We start from the raw sequence: 17498 nt of genomic DNA on the forward strand, positions 1-17498 counted from the left end.
GGGCTTACGCCCCCTCAATCCTCGCTTATTCGCTTCGTAAAGAAACAATTGGCTCTAATCTAGCCGCTCGTTTCGCAGGGTAATATCCAAAGAAAATTCCCGTGGCTGCTGATACCAAAAATCCGGCAATGGGTGGGAGTAAATAAATTGAAAAAGTCCAATCACTAAAATAGGCAACTATCCTGGTAAATAGTAATCCAAGGGCAACTCCAAACACGCCCCCTAGTAAAGAGAGCATGACAGACTCCGCTAAAAATAAAGACTGAATTTCCTTGTTTTTGGCCCCAACCGCTTTGCGAATCCCTATTTCTTTCTTACGCTCACTCACAGACACAAGCATTACATTCATGACGCCAATCCCTCCAACAATGAGAGAAATACCACCAATAACAGCCAATAACAGTGTGAAGATGCGCCCTTGACTTTCCATACTGGCTATAATTTGTTTAGCACTTCGTGGAAACACACTCAATTTGGGTGCCTGAGAGCCTATGATTTGTTTTATGTCCTCAATCACTTCATCGATCGGACTGTCTGGTTTTAATAATAAAACGGCGTTGTTGATTTTTGCATCTTTACTCACAAGGCTCATTCCTGCAAGAGGAATGATGACCGCTTGGTTAATGTCCTCATTAAAAAATCCATTTTCCTTCCAACGCTCAGCCACACCTATGATGGTATATAGGGACTGTCCTATGCGCAATTGCTTTCCAATTGGATCATCTTGACTGATTTCTTTAATTTGATTGGCTAACCCATTTCCAATCACGCAGTAGTGCTCATAAGAATCCAAATAGGAAACAAAATGTCCTCGTTCAAGATCAATATGAATAATGCTGGCTAAACTTTCATCTGCCCCAATAACAGCTCCCTGCATGACCCTGCCATTAAAACTGATGGGCTGATAGGCTGTACTATAGGGCGCCAAATTTAATACATAGGGAATGCTATCCCCAACAAGCTGCCATTGTGAAATCGATAAAGAATCAGATTCACTATGCGATTTATTGGGCGTTTTTTGATAGACAGACACCGCTAATAAATCAGTGCCTAAGGCTTTAAATTGCTCTAGCGCTTTTTCAGTAGCTAATTGCCCACAACTTACCAAAGCAACAACGGCAGCTGTGCCCACTAAAATACCTAATACAGCCAGTACAGAACGTAGTTTAGAGGAGGTTAGATTAACGAGCGCTTGTTGACAGTGGCTAAAGAAATTCATTGCCTGCTCTCCGAGACAACAGCTCCATCAGCAAGTGTTATTCTTCGCTTGCATTGAGCAGCTACCTGTTCGTCATGCGTTACCATAATAATGGTTCTACCTTCAGCATTTAGTCCCAAAAATAAATTCATGACTTCCGTCCCAGTCTTTGAATCTAAAGCACCAGTCGGTTCATCGGCCAAAATAACTTGTGGATCAGTGACTAAGGCCCTAGCTATAGCTACTCGCTGCTGCTGCCCGCCTGATAATTGCGTGGGGCGGTGCTGAAGAAACTTAGACATGCCGACTTTATCTAATGCACTACTCACTTTCTCCTTGATTTCAGTTTGACTAACTCCTCGATAGGTCAATGGTAACGCCACATTTTGCATCGCGGTTAATCGAGGAAGTAAATTAAATTGTTGAAACACAAAACCGATGTGCTTGTTTCTCAGTTCTGCTGCCTCATCAGAACTTAGACCCGCAACAGGCTTGCTCTTTAAAATATAATGGCCTTGATCCGGTTTATCCAATAAGCCAATGATATTCATTAAAGTTGATTTTCCTGACCCAGAGGCTCCTACGATTGCCAGCAAATCCCCCTCATACACATCCAATGAAACTTGCTTTAATACAGTAGTACTAATTCCTTCCAGATGATACGTTTTTACAAGTTCCTTTAGCTGGATCAGCGGGGCATCAGTCATACACCACCACATCACCTGCATGCAGGCCACTCTCAACAACAACAGAATCAGCCTGAGCAGGCCCCGTAGTGATTACTCGTTTTTGTAGGTCGCCCTGAGCCAACTGAACCTGAACGACACTGTTTCCTTTTTCTCGTTTTACAGCCGCTATTGGGATCACTAATTGATCATTTGAATCTGCATTGAGCTCAATTGAGGCACTCATTCCTACCTTAATCCAGGATTGCTGTTCTTTCGTTAAAGAGCTTACTTCTACGACTGCAGAAAAGGAAGGTAAGCCTCCGTTGTTTGTGTTGGATGCTTGAGCATTTACTGCTACTAATTTGCCTTTTAACTGCTGCTTTCCGAAGGCAACTCCACTGATGTTCGCTGACATGCCGGGTTTAATCTTATCAATGTCAATTTCAGGAACATCAATTTCAACGCTAATCCCACTTAAATCACCGATTAGAGCAATAACCTGCCCTGATTTAACAGCTGATCCAACGGTTATGCGGTTTGTTTTTTCTTCTCCTGATTTAGGTGGATACAGCATTATTCCATCGTTGGGTGCTTTTAATTGAATTAAATTATGGCTTGTAGTTAGTATTTTTCTGACTTTTTCAAAATCTGATAAACTTAGATTCGACAGGTTTTGTGAACTTTTATCATCCAACTTTTCCAACATTTCAGTCAATTTTCGAGTAGACTGCATTAGGGTCATTCTTGCAGTATCTAATCCAGATTTTTCACTTAAGTAATTGTTTTTGGAGATTAATCCAGCTTCCCAAAGCTCTTTAGTCCCCACAAATTTAGCTTTTGAAATGGAGTAACTGTCTTTGGCTTTTAAATAGTCTGTCAAAGTATCATTGTACTGTTTTTGTAATTCCGTTGAATTTAAAGTTAAAACCACATCCCCTTTCTTTACCATCTGTCCGTAATGGAAATTCATGCTTTCGACAACGGCTTCGATGGGACTGGTTAAGCTATTTTCATGCAATGGTTGTACTGTACCTGTAAAATGCAATGTTTTGTGTATCGGCTGCGCCTTTACCTTGAAGGTATTTTGCGAGCTTGATACTGATTTATCTTGGCCGCCACAGGAAGCCAATGTGCATAGCAAAATAATTATAGAGCTGATCTTCAAATAGTTGTTCATCCACCATACCTTAATTGTATTTGCCAATAATCCAGCGTGGTTCCTAATGTTCGTTGTAGTGCCGAGAGCTGATTAAGATAGGCAATCTTTGCGCCTATTAACCCTGACTGAGCCTGAATTAATTGGTTCTGTGTATTGCTCACATCCAGAGCACTAGAAAAACCGGCTTGTTGTTTTTTCTTTTCCAATGCATAAGATTGCTCAGCTAATTTCACCTGTTTTTGTGCTAATTCATAGCGTTTTGCCAAGCTTTGAATATTGTTAATGGTGTTAGTAATGTTGGTAATGAGTGCTCTTTTAGCCGCTATCAAATTAATCCTGTCTTTTTCCAATTGCACTTTGGCATTAATTAATTGACTGCGTCGATTGAGATCATTCAAAGGGACAGTTAATGTTACTCTCGCCGATTCTGTAATATTATTCCCATTGTAAATGCCACTTAAACCATTCCCAGTTCCCGTTAAATCATTGGCTGTTCCACCTTGCACGTTTCCAGCAAGGTCCAATTGCCAGAGTTGTTGGTTTTTTGCCACATTATAAGCTCTTTCGTCTGCGCGTAATGCCATCTGTTGGGCTAAATATTGCGTATTGTGATTGAGAGCCAATTCAATGGACTCCTTGAGATCTGGAATGATGATCTTTTTAATTGCAACATCATTGGGTACGGATAAGCGCATTTCTGGATCTAGCCCAATGATCTGCAGCAAATCCTGAGTAGCAATCTTAAAGTCGTTTTCTCCCTGTTCAACCAACAAACTTAATGACTCGATTTGATAGGATTGTTGAATGTTTGCTGTGGGTTCTAACTGTCCGGCGTCAATCTTTTTTTCGTTAATGCGATAGGACTTTTTCGCCTCTTTTAATTGCAGGCGCTGATTTTGTACATTATTGCCGCTTAAAATTAAAGACCTGTAAGCAGAAATGACTTGGGTAATTTGGTCAATGACTGATTGTTGCAAATTTAGTTTATTCAACCACTCTTTATCAATTGAATTCAATAAATTGGCTTCATTTGCTGATTTGCCAAATCCTCGTAATAAGGGTTGGGTTATGGAAAAATTCAAAACAGGGTTATAACTGTTGTTCACTGACACATTATTATCAATAGAAACAGATGCTTTTGTACCTAATTTTGTTTTTAGGTCCAGCTCTGGACTAGCTAAGAATGTATGAGTAGTCGAACTTCCGACCCCTTGGAATGTGCTTTTTTGCGCATTACCAGAAGCGGCTAGTGCGTATTGCAATTCAAATTCATTGTTAGCAATGCGTAACTGGTATCGTTGAATGATCCGATCCAACTCCGCATTTTGAATATTAGCATTGTATCGGAGTGCGAGAAGTATGGCCTCCCTTATGCTTAAGTGCTGTATGGTTTTCTTTTTTGATTCTGGGGAGGTTGGCAACTCTATCCAATTTTTTAGCATATACTCAGGATCGTTGATCGCTTCCCTTAATCGAGCTCCTGCTAAATCCACGCGCTGTGCTTCACCAATAGGGTCATCGACCCAAGTGTACAATCCTATATTGTTTGTTGAATCAGAATACGTTGGTCCATAATAAAAGCAACCTAAACATAGGATACTTAGAATTCCAAGAGAACGTATGTTTTTATTGATCAAGTTCACCAAAATTATCGCCTATAGTTCATTTAATCCTGGAACGCTAAATCGTCTCTTATCCTGTAAACGCAAAGCCGTTAATTGACCGCCCCAAAGACAGCCTGTATCAATTGCATGTATATGAGGATTGGGACTTTTACCCAACAAGGCAGCCCAATGTCCAAACACAATATCCACCTCAATCTCTTTCCGCCCTGGAACACTAAACCAAGGATATAAATTTGGTGGTGCGCCTGCTATTTCCCCTTTATAGTCTAAGTTTAAACGTCCCAGTGCGTCACAAAAACGCATACGGGTGAAATAATTGGTAATCAGTCTAAGTCTATCCACCCCATGGAGTTCATTAGACCATTCATTCGGATTATTTCCATACATACTTCCTAGAAATTTTTCGAAATCATCCCCAGAAAGAACATCCTCCAACTCACGAGCTAAGGATGTAGCTTGATCTAAATCCCAGATAGGCGCTATGCCTGCATGGCACATGACCAAATTGAACTCGGATGAAAAACACAGAATGGATTGCTTCCTTAGCCAATGACCAATTTCAGCACCATCGTCAGCTTGCATGACTTGTTCAATTGTATCATCATGCCCTTTCCAAGGCTTTTGTCCAAACAATGACCCTAATAAATGTAAATCGTGATTACCTAGAGTGATGTTGGGTTTTAAAGGTAGGCCTTTAATAAATCGCAAAACTTGAAGAGAATCTGGCCCACGATTGACTAGATCCCCTACAAACCATAACTTATCTTCACGTTCGTTAAAGTCAATCAACTCCAATAAACGTTGTAACGGTTCATAGCAACCCTGAACATCACCAATAGCATAATCAGACACTACGCTTTGCTCCTGGGACTAATTGGGTCACCTCGCTTTCTATGTTTTGCCAATGCCCATTCGACGTTAATTTTTGCAATGGTGCTACCACAACTGCATTTTGTTGTTGCGTGAAATGGCTAGTGAATTGTGCCCGATGAGTCAGCTCTGTTGCAGATATCGTGTCCACTTTACCCGTATTTAAATTATGGACTTTAACCGAGTCGGGGAGTACAACACCATATTCTGAAAACACCACGCCAGTATGCATTTGATGAGTATTTGCCTGCTCAAACCGCCCAATAACATTGCCATCAGCACCTCGTGCATGTAAACCTAGCGATAAGAAGGCATTTTGAATGGCTTGCCAATTTTTATACTCCGGATGCTCTCTAACAAATAATTGGTACATCTCAGCACACATTAACATGCCGCCTGGTACCATAAATAACGGTGCTTTGTTGATCATAATTCGGCCTTCATCCAACGATTTCATTAACCATTGAATAAATTCAACACCAATAGATTGCTCTTTTTCGCCCACGCTAGCGGGAACACCCCCAGTAAAGGTAACTGCTCTACCATAGCGACCGCCCTGTTTAGCTCCACTTTTAGCCATAAATTCCAACAAATATCGTTGAATTGCAATCGCATCCGCGCGGATTAAAATGGCGCCTAAGGTGCCTGCGGAACGATAGTCTTCATTCAAAAGGGCCAACCAAACAGCCAATACCTGTGCATTTGAAGCAATCCAAGCGAAACCGCTCGCAGGGACCAACGATTTTGCAAGCAATAAATTTAAACGTCGACGAAAATCTACTTCCACTTCTTTCTGGTAATCAAACTCATAATAACTGCCTGCATCAGCCAGAGGTTCTAATAATGGATTCCATGCGCTTAATAGCATCCCATTTGAATCGTATAAGTTTACGCGGTAATCAACAAATAATTTCCCAATCCCTTGCAGCATAGCCGCTGAGTATAGAGCATATTGCCATAGTTTTTGTTCTTCAGATAACAAATCTGGCTGCTCTTGGACTGTAAACTCTTTAAATAGGCTCAGCGCGGCTTCGGTTCTATTTAATGCATAGTCCATTACACCGCCAAGTTGCGAATAATAACTATTGGCCGTTTCTGGAAGATTTTGGCAATAGCGAACCATACTCTCAACAAGAACAGAACATAAGCTCTCATACCTTGGAGCCTCTAATCCACTTAACTCTTTCATTCTTTTTAATAAACTCTGCCTCTTGTCCTGGGCAAGAAACTGCTCTGGCATAACCATTTGAGTTAAGTCTTTCAATGACTTGGATTGATTAGACCCCGATTTTTTACGCTGGCGATGAAACAAAATAACCTCCACAGATCCTATCTTATAATTTTACACTAATTGGAAATAAATTTCGCTAGTTGAACATATTCAGACACCGATATTTGCTCCGGTCTTTTGGCCCCATCTATGCCTAAATCTTGCAGCTGTGAAGCAGATACAAGCCCTTTAAGGTTGTTTATTAAGGTTTTACGCCTCATGGCAAAAGCCTTTGCAACAATTTTTTCTAAGCTCCTCCAGTCAATTTCCTCGTACGGCGATGACTGAAAAGGGGTTAAGCGAACTACCGCGGAAACGACCTTGGGCTTGGGTTCAAATGCTTCGGGTGGCACATCAAATAAGTGCTCCACTTCGCAATGAAATTGCAAGATGACACTTAAACGCCCGTAATCTTTAGTTCCCGGAGTTGCGGCCATGCGCTCAACCACTTCTTTTTGCAACATAAAATGCATATCATCGATGGATGAGATGTACTGAAGTAAATGGATAAGTAATGGGGTAGAAATATTATAAGGAAGGTTGCCTACTACCCTTAAATGCTGACCAAAACTACTGTAATCAATAGTTAAAGCATCCGCTGAAATCAGATGCAATTTGTTTTTGGCATTCTCTAAATGCCCCAAATACTCATACAAGTCTCGATCAATCTCTATCGCATTCAATGTATCTACGGCATTCAGTAATGGCTTTGTTAAAGCACCCATGCCAGGCCCGATTTCTAGCATATTATCTTGTTTCAATGGATGAATAGCTTGAATAATTTGATGAATAATAGGTTGGCTGCTTAAAAAGTTTTGTCCAAACCTTTTACGTGGGTTGTGCTTCAATCTTTATCTCACCCTTTAAAGAGTAAATCGCCAATTATATCTTGATTAGTCAATGATTACTAATTTAGAAAATGATCTAGATCATTTTCTTTAATTTGGGGTAAAATTCAAGCACAGTGGCCAAGGTCGATGGGCAGTTTTCGTATTTTAGGAATAACTCAATGTCGTTTAGAAAAATGTTAAAATCAAAAATTCATCGTGCTTGCGTAACGCAGGCTGATTTGGAATATGAAGGCAGTATTACTATATCCCCAGAACTTCTTAAAGCGGCAGATATACTACCTTATGAATCTGTCAACGTTTGGAATGTTACCGCTGGGACTCGATTCGAAACCTATGCCATCACTGGTGAAAAAGGTTCTACAGATATTTGCGTGAATGGTGCTGCTGCGCATCTAGTCACTCCAGGAGACCTTGTCATCATTGCTTCTTTCTTCCAACTACAGGAAGAAGAATGCCAAAACCATGAGCCTATCGTTCTCTTTGTTGATCAATTCAATCGCCTGAAAGAAATAAGACCAGAACGAGTAGGTGTCAAAGGAAAAGAAGCTGCATCTGCTTAGTGCCCAACGTCTAAGAATGAGTTAATATAAGTTTAACCGTCTTAATCCTAATGGATTCTATGTTAGTTCATCTGATTGAAATACGACGTCGTGCCATTTTCACATTAATGTGGTTTGGTGGCTTGTTTTTAGTGTTTTTTTTCATTGCGGGTGATCTATTTCATGCTCTGGTAAAGCCTTTACTGAACTCACTACCCAATCATGAGGGCTTAGTGGCAACACAAATTACCTCTCCTTTGTTCACCCCCTTAAAACTTGCTGCCAATGGAGCAATGTTACTTACGACCCCATTTGCAATCTTTCAATTATGGCAATTTATTCGCCCAGGGCTGTATAAAGCCGAACAACAAAAATTCCGTGGCGCTCTGCTATTAATCCCACTGCTATTTACAATAGGCGCGCTTTTTTGCTTCTATTTAGTGCTTCCCTATATGTTTCAATTTTTTGCTAAAGCGCTTCCTGAGGGTGTACGCTATATGCCAGACATGACCTATGCCCTGGACTTTATAACGCATATGTTGATTGTGTTCGGATTGTCTTTTCAAGTGCCTTTAGTCTGCGTAACACTCGTCAAAACTCAACTTGTAGATGTAACTACCCTAAAAAAGATCAGGCCCTATGTTATCGTGGGCGCATTTATAGTTGGTATGCTACTTACCCCTCCCGATGTTTTTTCTCAAATCACGTTGGCTCTGCCTTTATGTTTATTGTATGAGACAGGGATTCTATTGGCGGTTTATTTGCTTTAAGGGTTAGTGCTTGAAATTTATCCGCTTCCTCAACCCTCAGGGTTCGTGGCTCGGTTGTATAGGAGCAGGGACGGAAACGCACTTACTTAACAAAACTCAAGCTAACTCAAAAGCAACCGATATAACCATCAAGATGCTCAATAAAAGGGGCGGATGATGGATAAAATGGCTAAATTTAATATTGGTGACATAGTTCTTCACAAACGCATACGATATAGAGCAATTATCGTGGATGTTGACCCTATATTCCAAGCATCAGGAAAATACAACCCTCAAGCACCCCAACATGAATTTGCTACACGCAACCCTTGGTATCGTCTATTGGTCGATGATAGTTCTCAAATCACCTACGTAGAAGAGTGCATGTTAATCCCTGACTCCAGTCATGAACCAATTAACAATCCAAATATTAGGTCTTATCTAAAAGAAAAAGAGGGGAATTTCCAAACCACAAAAAAATGCCACTAGAATTTGTCGCACAAACCTCATTTTGATCGACAGAAACAAAGAACCTTGTCGTTCAACAAATGAGTTGGGGCTCAACACGCTGTAAATTCAGGTGGGGTCTTATCCCCACATCGTTGACACAGCTATGTGGTTCTTACCATTAATATCAATAGTGCAACAAACGCAATCAATACAACTGCTAATAGCCCCATTGTCAGGAAGCTTTTGCTCATGTTTTCTTTACTAAATTGACCAGGACTACCTTTGATAAATCGATAGAGGACAAAAATGATCATCCCTGCGCCAATTAGGCCTAGAATTTGATACAACGTTTCCATTTATTGACTCCCTTTGCTTTCAAAGCTAAATGCATCTGAATAAAGGTCCTTTTTTGACACGCCCGATGCAACAAGCACATCACGAACACTATACACCATATCAAAAGGACCACTGATCACTATTTGCCAGTCTTTAATGTCTTCTTTATGTCTGGACAGGACTAATGAAGCCAATGAATCATCACCTTGATTAGAACACAATGTAAAATACTTAAAATGGCTTACATGAGATTGCCAATTATTTACTTTTTCATCCATGTATAAATCGCTTTGGGACCTAGCTCCCCAGAATAATTCAAAAGGTCTCTTATCAGAGCTGGCCAAAAGTTGCTCGATCATTGCTTTAATTGGGGCAAAGCCAGTCCCACCGGCAATAAACAAAATGGGTTTTTCAGGGTGCAAATGATTGATGCTGCATTCGCCTATTGGCAGTTTAAGTTGCACCACGCCCTGTTGTTTAATTTGAGCAAACAGTAACTGATTGTACGGATTTGTCTCGCTATGGCGAATATGCAACTCGTAGCGATGTGATCCCAGAGGAGCATTGGCAATTGAATAGCTCAACGACTCGTTATTCAACAGAATCTGCAAATACTGTCCTGCCTGATAGTCAACATAATCAACAGGATCCAAGACTAGCTGTAAAATACTATCCGTCAAAGGGGTCACTTCAACCACTTTTGCCTGAGTTTTTAATTCCTTCATGCGTCTAATCCTAGCAAGGACCAATATCCATTCACTTTTTTAAGGATTTCCTCATCCATTTCAATAGGTCGACCCCATTCTCTTTGCGTTTCTCCAGGCCATTTACTGGTTGCATCCAGGCCCATTTTTGAACCTAAGCCAGACACAGGGGAAGCAAAATCTAAATAGTCAATGGGGGTATTTTCCACCATGACAGTATCTCGTGACGGATCCATGCGAGTGGTTATTGCCCAGATCACATCTTGCCAATTCCTTGCATCCACATCGTCGTCGCAAACGATAACAAATTTAGTGTACATGAACTGTCTCAAGAAAGACCAAACAGCCATCATGATCCGTTTTGCATGACCCGGGTATTGTTTCTTCATAGTAACTACCGCTAAGCGATAAGAGCATCCCTCAGGTGGTAAATAAAAATCCACAATTTCAGGAAACTGCTTTTGCAACAAGGGTATAAAGACTTCATTTAAAGCAAGCCCCAAAATCGCTGGCTCATCGGGTGGTCTACCAGTATACGTACTGTGGTAAATTGGTTTGTCTCGATGAGTCATTCGTTGGACAGTAAAGACGGGAAAGGATTGCACCTCATTGTAATACCCTGTGTGATCGCCATAAGGCCCTTCAGGTGCCTCTACGCCGGGTTCTAAGTAGCCCTCTAAAATGATTTCCGCACTGGCTGGTACATGCAGTTCATTTCCTAAACATTGAGTTAGGCGAGTTCGTTGTCCTCTTAATAAGCCTGCAAAAGCATATTCGGATAAAGTATCAGGTATTGGTGTAACGGCTGCTAAGATGGTTGCAGGATCTGCACCCAAAGTAACCGCAATTGGGAAGCGTTCACCTGGATAGGCTTGTTGCCAGGCTTGATAATCTAAAGCTCCCCCTCGATGAGATAACCATCGCATAATCAATTGATTTTTATTTAAGAGTTGCTGGCGATAAATTCCCATGTTCTCACGAGTTTGATTCGGACCTTTGGTGGTCACTAATCCCCAAGTAATTAAAGGGGCAACATCCCCGGGCCAGCACGTTTGAATGGGAAGAAGCGTTAAATCAACCTCTTCATGCTCCCAAACATGAGTTTGACACTCCGCCCCACTGACGTATTTAGGAGCCATATTTAATGCTTGCTTTAATAAGGGTAGTTTACTGAAAGCATCCTTAATTCCTTTCGGTGGCTCTGGCTCTTTTAAAGCAGCTAAAAGCAATCCTATTTCTCGCAATGCTGCTATCGATTCCTCACCCATCCCCATTGCTACGCGCTCTACTGTACCAAATAAATTGGTTAGTACAGGCATCTCGTAATTCGGGGTATTTGTGAATAGTAATGCAGGTCCGCCGGAACGAAGCACTTTATCGCTTACAACTGTCATTTCGAGGGAAGGGGATACTGGGTAGTCTATTCGCTTGAGTAAATTGCGAGACTCTAATTGGTCTATAAAATCTCTGAGATCGGAATACTTCATCGATAATTCTTCTCGCTTTTTATAGATGTTACTATTGATCCGAGCCGCGACCGTGAGAGAGCGGAGTTTTCTGTATCTATTTTCAGCTTGCTTACACGCGCGGCTCGTATGTTTATCCTTTATCTATGAATTACTCTTGCCTTTTCATGGCATCAAAAAACTCGGCATTGGTCTTATGATTTTTCATTCGCTCCAATAAGAACTCGATGGCATCACACTCATCCATAGACTGTAGAATCTTACGTAATATCCAAGTACGTTGTAATTCTTCAGGACTTAATAGGAGATCTTCACGACGGGTTCCAGAACGATTGATATTAATGGCAGGGAACACTCGTCGCTCAGCAATATTTCGACTCAAATGAATTTCCATATTACCGGTACCCTTGAATTCTTCATAGATAACCTCATCCATTTTAGAACCCGTATCAACTAAGGCTGTAGCAATAATTGTTAGGCTACCGCCTTCTTCAATATTTCGTGCTGCTCCGTATAATCTCTTAGGTCTTTGCAAAGCATTTGCATCCACACCGCCTGTGAGTACTTTACCTGAAGCAGGTACTACCGTGTTGTAAGCTCTTGCTAAGCGAGTGATCGAATCCAATAGAATAACCACATCTCGCTTGTGCTCTACTAAACGTTTTGCCTTTTCAATGACCATTTCAGCAACTTGAACATGGCGGTTAGCAGGTTCATCAAAGGTACTAGCAACCACCTCTCCTTTTACAGAGCGCTGCATCTCGGTCACTTCTTCCGGACGTTCGTCAATAAGAAGAACAATTAGATAACACTCAGGATAATTTTTTTCTATAGAGCGGGCTATGTTTTGCAGCATTAAGGTTTTACCAGCCTTCGGAGGAGATACAATCAATCCTCGCTGTCCTCGACCAAATGGAGCACAAAGATCAACTACCCTAGCGGTTAAATCTTCCGTACTACCATTTCCTTGCTCCATCACCAAGCGCTCTGTTGCAAACAAGGGTGTTAAGTTCTCAAATAAAATCTTACGCTTAGCACTGTCTGGGGTGTCGTAGTTTATCTGATCAACCTTTAGTAGAGCAAAATAACGCTCACTGTCTTTGGGAGGACGTATTTTCCCAGAAATGGTATCACCAGAACGAAGCCCAAAGCGTCTAATTTGGCTGGGTGAAACGTAAATGTCGTCTGGTCCTGCCAAATAAGATCCATCGGCCGAGCGCAGAAAACCAAAGCCATCAGTTAATACTTCTAAAACACCATCGCCATGAATGTCTTCACCCTTTAAGGCATGGGCTTTAAGAATTGCGAAAATGATGTCCTGCTTACGCATTCTGGAGGTATTTTCTACACCCATCTCTTGTGCAATGTTAACGAGATCGGCAATAGGTAATTGCTTAAGTTCACTAAGATTCATACTTCTCACTTGATTTATTGTTTAAACGAATTGAATATCCGAAGAAAAATTAAGTTAGGGAATAGCAGCTAAGGAATCTGCTGCCTATGTGGTATCCTTGATTTAAAGTATACCACATATTTTTTAAAAGGCTACCACAGCTTTATATCAAGATCCAATAGTTTTATACTAAAAAATAAAGATATTTTTGGGAACCTTGTTTGTGATTACAAATGGCTTTCAACAAAAGCACTTAGTTGCGATTTTGATAATAGCCCCATTTTTACGGCCTCCACTTGCCCATTTTTGAAAATCATCAATGTTGGAATACTCATTACTCCAAATTTTGATGGAGTTTGAGGATTTTCATCAATATTGATTTTTGCAAACGTAATATCCTTACCATGAGCAGCAGCTACCTCTTCAAGAATGGGTGTTAGCGCGCGACAGGGACCACACCACTCAGCCCAGAAATCGATTAATACAGGCTTTGTTGATTTAACAACGTCTTGTTCAAAGCTTGCATCCGTTACTGTTTTAATATGATCACTCATGAATTAACCTCTGTTATTAAAAATGAATTCAATTAATTATAAATCACCCGCTACAGCTTGCAACACAGTTAATGCGGTAATTGCTGCAGTTTCTGTTCTTAAAATTCTTGGACCTAATGATAAAGGTAAAAACCCATGCCCACTGGCTTGCTTCACTTCTTCTTCACTCAAACCACCTTCAGGACCTATCAGCAAAGCAATATCCTGATGACTGAACGTATAGTCCCGCCACGTTTTACGTTCATTAGGATGTAAAACCAATTTTAACTTCGCTGAGGATTCTTTCAGAAATCGCTCCAGACTCATTGGAAATTGCACTTCTGGCACTCTGTTTCTACCGCACTGTTCACACGCACTGATAATAATGTTTTGCCATTGCTGCATTTTTTTCATCATTCTATCATGATCCAGCTTCACTTGGCATCGTTCAGTGATTATAGGAGTAATACAGGCAACCCCTAACTCCACCGCTTTTTGCATCACCATCTCCATTCGATCGCCTTTTGAAATTGCTTGTGCCAAGTGAATCAGGAGCGGAGACTCTCTATTTGCCTCTTTAGCCTCCCCTATAGTGACAAAAACCTGTTTCTTTTTCACCTGTTGAATTACGGCCTCGAATTCTTGATTATTTCCTGAAAACAAAGTCAATTTTGATCCTGGCTGCATTCGTAAAACGACTGCGACATGCTGTCCGGCCTCACTGGATAATTCGATCACTTGGCCTGATTGATAATCACCGGCTTGATAGATTCTAACTTCTCGCACTGCTTTCACCTTCTATTGAATACCATAAAATGACGTTTGAGCGTCTGCTATGCTAGAATTCAAATTTGACCTATTTTTTATAAGGAACGCAAGCAAAATGGCAAAAACAAGAATAGAAACCGATAGCATGGGTGAAATTGAAGTTCCCGCCAACAAATACTGGGGGGCCCAAAGTGAGCGCTCTCTGCATCACTTCAATATTGGCCAAGACATCATGCCAAAAGAAGTTACTCATGCATTTGGTATCCTAAAAAAGGCAGCTGCATTAACGAATTTGGAGTTAGGCAAGCTTCCAAAAGACAAAGCCGATTTGATCGTCAAAGCGGCGGAGGAAGTCAGCCAAGGATTACTCGATGAACACTTTCCTTTGCATGTTTGGCAAACTGGCAGCGGCACTCAATCCAACATGAATGCAAATGAAGTGATCTCTAATCGTGCTATTGAGTTGGCAGGTGGAGTAATGGGCAGCAAATCACCTATTCACCCCAATGATCATGTCAATATGTCTCAATCATCCAACGACACCTTCCCAACAGCCATGCACATAGCAGCTGCTATCGCTTTTAATCAAAAGTTATTACCCGCTGTAAAAAGCTTACGGGAGGTGTTTGCAGCGAAATCTAAAGCATTTAAAGACATCATTAAAATTGGAAGAACTCACTTACAAGATGCTGTCCCAATTACTTTAGGCCAAGAGTTTTCTGGTTATGTTGCTCAGTTGGATGCCTGCATTAAGCGTTTAGAAGAAGTTTTACCTGAGCTCTACGAACTAGCAGCAGGAGGCACTGCAGTAGGAACTGGTTTAAATACCCACCCACAATTTGCGGTTAAAGTCGCTGAGCATATTGCTAAAATCACTCAACTTCCTTTCGTTACCGCACCGAATAAATTCGCGGCTTTGGCTTCTCATGAACCTTTAGTGTTTGCACATGGGGCCATGAAAACGTTAGCTTGTGCCTTAATGAAAATTGCTAATGATGTGCGTTGGTTAGCATCAGGTCCTCGATGTGGTATTGGTGAACTCTTGATCCCTGAAAATGAACCAGGTTCATCCATTATGCCAGGCAAAGTGAATCCAACTCAGTGCGAAGCAATGACCATGGTTTGTGCTCAGGTGCTAGGGAATGATACCGCTGTAGGAGTAGCTGACAGCCAAGGTAATTTTGAACTAAACGTGTTTAAACCAGTCATTATCATGAATGTTCTGCATTCGTTAAATCTAATTTCAGACAGCTGTCGATCCTTTCAAGAGTTTTGCGCTGAAGGAATTGAGCCTAATCTCCCGGTGATCAATTACTATTTGCACAATTCATTGATGCTGGTTACGGCCTTAAATCAGCATATTGGTTATGATAAGGCGGCTAAAATTGCAAAAACAGCCCACCATGAAAATATCTCTCTTCAAGAGGCAGCTGTCAAATTAGGCATTTTAACTGCTGAGCAGTTTGCTCAATACGTGAAGCCTGAGGAAATGATTTCGCCCAATTAATAGGCATAGGGACGGACCCCAGTGGGGTCCGTCCCTGCTCATTGCCCTGCTCATTGCAGCACATCGACTAAATCACCTATTGAATGACAGGTAGCTGGGGTGCAGCTGTTCTTTTTGGACCTGGTGATTTTTGTACAGAGTCTGCAGCGGCAGATGATTTCTTTGGAGTATTCACCGTAGCATTTGGATCCATTTGCACAGAGTACTCTTGGGAGGAGTAACCTTGTTCTTGTGGGCTTGAACCATCTAAATTACATCCAGAAAGCCCTAGAGCTAAAACACCAACAACTCCCCACATCAATATCTTATCATTCTTCATTTTTAGCTTCCTGCAAAATTAAATTTAGAGTCGATTAACAAAACTACTCCAAGATAATATAGAGTAAAACGTAATAAATGCATAGGCCCTGGTGCGAATTATGCCAAGCCTGTTAGTTCAACCGTTACTCCAACGTAGTTATCCTTAAACGTGGATCCTCGTTCTGAATACACGTACATGGGTGTCACTCGCACCGTTTTATATTGATAATCCAGCCCTGCACCCACATTAAATCCGGTTTTAGCCAATAATATCTGGGGTTGAACAGCAACCGGTGCAGTATTCATAGCGATCAAAGGCCGGTTGAATGAACGTGAGAGTAATTGAATCAACCCTCCGGTAATAAAAGGAGAGAAATGATCATTCACTTGATAATACAAGCGTGCATTTTCAAGAGTTGTTCCGAGTTTGGTAACTAGTTCAGGTACAATCAAATTTTGTGCTGGGGATGGTATGATGTACGTAGGTTGATAAAACTCGCTGTGAAAATACGTCAGATTACCTTGGAGCAAAAACTTTTTAAATGGATAGCCAAAAAAGGTGCGAACACCTATTGATTTGTCATTGCCATAGTATTTTGTAAATCCAGTGCTCGCTTGGCCATTGGTTAGCACTGTATTGGTTGTTTTATAACGATCCCGGGCATAAGAAGCAAATACGTCGATATAAAATGGAAACACAATGTCTTTCATGACATGAGCATAGATGCCAGTGTCTTCAATGTCAGAGTGACTGAGGGTCAAGGAATTGTTTAAGTTTTGAGAGGAATTCATGTCGGTCGTTATATTGTATCCATTAACTCCCCAATAAAACTGTCTCCACGGCAAAAGGTCTCCTCCAACTGCCGTGAAATTGGTGTTACCCGAATAATTATAAAAAAGGGTACCCTGCTGAGAGTTAAACTTAAATTCATCATAAGAAGTAGCGAGTATTCCCCTAGGTTTTAAATAGTTTTGAGCCATTTGTTGTAAAACAGCTTTATTACTATTTTCTTCGCTCATTGTATTCAATTGGGCTTTTGAAAAAGCGATTGAAGAACACATTAAAGTCATGCAGAAAACAACTAGTTTATTCATTGGAACTTCCTTTTTAA

At 41.0% G+C, this 17498-nt stretch carries 19 protein-coding genes; 4 read left to right on the plus strand and 15 right to left on the minus strand.

The window, feature by feature from the left end; genetic code table 11:
• Positions 1 to 25 precede the first annotated feature (25 nt).
• The 7 genes from Lwal_RS10645 to rsmA form a co-directional block, all read right to left on the minus strand.
• Positions 26 to 1219: an ABC transporter permease gene (locus Lwal_RS10645; RefSeq protein ID WP_058480777.1), complete on the minus strand. Its 1194-nt coding sequence runs from the start codon at positions 1217 to 1219 to the stop codon at positions 26 to 28.
• Complete coding sequence (locus Lwal_RS10650) at positions 1216 to 1905, minus strand: ABC transporter ATP-binding protein (protein ID WP_058480778.1); 690 nt, start codon at positions 1903 to 1905, stop codon at positions 1216 to 1218. The genes Lwal_RS10645 and Lwal_RS10650 overlap by 4 nt, the downstream gene beginning before the upstream one ends.
• Positions 1898 to 3043, minus strand: a complete 1146-nt coding sequence (locus tag Lwal_RS10655; protein ID WP_058480779.1) for an efflux RND transporter periplasmic adaptor subunit — start codon at positions 3041 to 3043, stop codon at positions 1898 to 1900. The genes Lwal_RS10650 and Lwal_RS10655 overlap by 8 nt, the downstream gene beginning before the upstream one ends.
• Positions 3040 to 4566 carry a TolC family protein gene (locus Lwal_RS10660; protein ID WP_408607324.1) on the minus strand — a complete coding sequence of 509 codons (1527 nt, stop codon included), beginning with the start codon at positions 4564 to 4566 and terminating at the stop codon, positions 3040 to 3042. The genes Lwal_RS10655 and Lwal_RS10660 overlap by 4 nt, the downstream gene beginning before the upstream one ends.
• Positions 4567 to 4680: 114 nt before the next feature.
• Positions 4681 to 5502 (minus strand): symmetrical bis(5'-nucleosyl)-tetraphosphatase, encoded by an 822-nt coding sequence (locus Lwal_RS10665; RefSeq protein WP_058480781.1) that lies wholly within the window; start codon positions 5500 to 5502, stop codon positions 4681 to 4683.
• Positions 5495 to 6832, minus strand: coding sequence for a conjugal transfer nickase/helicase domain-containing protein (locus Lwal_RS10670; protein WP_193787230.1), 1338 nt, complete (start codon positions 6830 to 6832; stop codon positions 5495 to 5497). The genes Lwal_RS10665 and Lwal_RS10670 overlap by 8 nt, the downstream gene beginning before the upstream one ends.
• 35 nt (positions 6833 to 6867) lie before the next feature.
• Positions 6868 to 7638, minus strand: a complete 771-nt coding sequence (gene rsmA / locus Lwal_RS10675; protein WP_058480783.1) for a 16S rRNA (adenine(1518)-N(6)/adenine(1519)-N(6))-dimethyltransferase RsmA — start codon at positions 7636 to 7638, stop codon at positions 6868 to 6870.
• A gap of 161 nt (positions 7639 to 7799) precedes the next feature.
• Between rsmA and panD the strand changes: the two genes are divergently transcribed.
• The 3 genes from panD (at position 7800) to hspQ (ending at position 9418) form a co-directional block, all read left to right on the plus strand.
• Positions 7800 to 8201, plus strand: coding sequence for an aspartate 1-decarboxylase (gene panD / locus Lwal_RS10680; protein WP_058480784.1), 402 nt, complete (start codon positions 7800 to 7802; stop codon positions 8199 to 8201).
• A gap of 59 nt (positions 8202 to 8260) precedes the next feature.
• Positions 8261 to 8950, plus strand: a complete 690-nt coding sequence (gene tatC, locus Lwal_RS10685; RefSeq protein WP_058481003.1) for a twin-arginine translocase subunit TatC — start codon at positions 8261 to 8263, stop codon at positions 8948 to 8950.
• Between the two features lie 156 nt (positions 8951 to 9106).
• Complete coding sequence (hspQ, locus tag Lwal_RS10690) at positions 9107 to 9418, plus strand: heat shock protein HspQ (protein ID WP_058480785.1); 312 nt, start codon at positions 9107 to 9109, stop codon at positions 9416 to 9418.
• 122 nt (positions 9419 to 9540) lie between these two features.
• Here the strand turns inward: hspQ and Lwal_RS10695 are convergent, their stop codons facing one another.
• The 6 genes from Lwal_RS10695 to Lwal_RS10720 form a co-directional block, all read right to left on the minus strand.
• Positions 9541 to 9735: a hypothetical protein gene (locus tag Lwal_RS10695; RefSeq protein ID WP_058480786.1), complete on the minus strand. Its 195-nt coding sequence runs from the start codon at positions 9733 to 9735 to the stop codon at positions 9541 to 9543.
• Positions 9736 to 10440 (minus strand): NAD(P)H-flavin reductase, encoded by a 705-nt coding sequence (locus Lwal_RS10700; RefSeq protein ID WP_058480787.1) that lies wholly within the window; start codon positions 10438 to 10440, stop codon positions 9736 to 9738.
• Positions 10437 to 11906 (minus strand): 4-hydroxy-3-polyprenylbenzoate decarboxylase, encoded by a 1470-nt coding sequence (ubiD, locus tag Lwal_RS10705; RefSeq protein ID WP_058480788.1) that lies wholly within the window; start codon positions 11904 to 11906, stop codon positions 10437 to 10439. The genes Lwal_RS10700 and ubiD overlap by 4 nt, the downstream gene beginning before the upstream one ends.
• A gap of 130 nt (positions 11907 to 12036) precedes the next feature.
• Positions 12037 to 13299: a transcription termination factor Rho gene (rho, locus tag Lwal_RS10710; protein WP_011216778.1), complete on the minus strand. Its 1263-nt coding sequence runs from the start codon at positions 13297 to 13299 to the stop codon at positions 12037 to 12039.
• Positions 13300 to 13505: 206 nt separating this feature from the next.
• Positions 13506 to 13832: a thioredoxin gene (gene trxA, locus Lwal_RS10715; RefSeq protein ID WP_058480789.1), complete on the minus strand. Its 327-nt coding sequence runs from the start codon at positions 13830 to 13832 to the stop codon at positions 13506 to 13508.
• A gap of 36 nt (positions 13833 to 13868) precedes the next feature.
• Positions 13869 to 14597, minus strand: coding sequence for a 16S rRNA (uracil(1498)-N(3))-methyltransferase (locus Lwal_RS10720; protein WP_058480790.1), 729 nt, complete (start codon positions 14595 to 14597; stop codon positions 13869 to 13871).
• Between the two features lie 97 nt (positions 14598 to 14694).
• On the opposite strand from Lwal_RS10720, the gene fumC reads away from it, so the two are divergent.
• The gene (fumC, locus tag Lwal_RS10725; RefSeq protein WP_058480791.1) at positions 14695 to 16086 is read left to right on the plus strand and encodes a class II fumarate hydratase; all 1392 of its coding nucleotides are present in this window, start codon (positions 14695 to 14697) and stop codon (positions 16084 to 16086) included.
• A gap of 76 nt (positions 16087 to 16162) precedes the next feature.
• Here the strand turns inward: fumC and Lwal_RS10730 are convergent, their stop codons facing one another.
• Together Lwal_RS10730 and Lwal_RS10735 are read right to left on the minus strand one after the other, a co-directional pair.
• A complete protein-coding gene (locus Lwal_RS10730; protein ID WP_058480792.1) occupies positions 16163 to 16405 on the minus strand; it encodes a hypothetical protein in 243 nt (80 codons plus the stop codon).
• A 98-nt stretch (positions 16406 to 16503) separates the two neighbouring features.
• Positions 16504 to 17481: an autotransporter outer membrane beta-barrel domain-containing protein gene (locus Lwal_RS10735; RefSeq protein WP_058480793.1), complete on the minus strand. Its 978-nt coding sequence runs from the start codon at positions 17479 to 17481 to the stop codon at positions 16504 to 16506.
• Positions 17482 to 17498 lie beyond the last annotated feature (17 nt).

This window comes from Legionella waltersii (assembly GCF_001468085.1).
In the GTDB taxonomy this organism is placed as follows: domain Bacteria; phylum Pseudomonadota; class Gammaproteobacteria; order Legionellales; family Legionellaceae; genus Legionella; species Legionella waltersii.